The sequence below is a fragment of the Pseudoalteromonas sp. BMB genome (assembly GCF_001709235.1).
Taxonomy (GTDB): Bacteria; Pseudomonadota; Gammaproteobacteria; order Enterobacterales; family Alteromonadaceae; genus Pseudoalteromonas; species Pseudoalteromonas maricaloris.
Window position 1 is genome coordinate 1 of record NZ_MBQA01000140.1, and the last position, 228, is coordinate 228.

Sequence of the window (228 nt, forward strand, 5' to 3'; positions counted from 1 at the left end):
ACAGCCGATGAACCGGCCAATGTTGGCTTCGTCGAGAGCCGCGTCCACTTCGTCGAGAATGCAGAACGGACTGGGCTTAGTGCGAAAGACTGCCAGCAGCAGCGCGACGCACGTCAGCGTCTTTTCGCCGCCGGAGAGGAGCGAGATGCTACATGCTTCTTTGCCGGGCGGGCGAGCCACGATTTCGATACCGCATTCGAGGATGTCTTCCGCCTCATCCACGATTCT

1 protein-coding gene is annotated in these 228 nt (G+C 59.6%); it reads right to left on the bottom strand.

The genetic code is table 11. The features are described 5' to 3' along the window. Window positions 1–228 (bottom strand): hypothetical protein (locus BB427_RS23865; protein ID WP_217492907.1); only part of this gene is annotated, 228 nt, incomplete at both ends.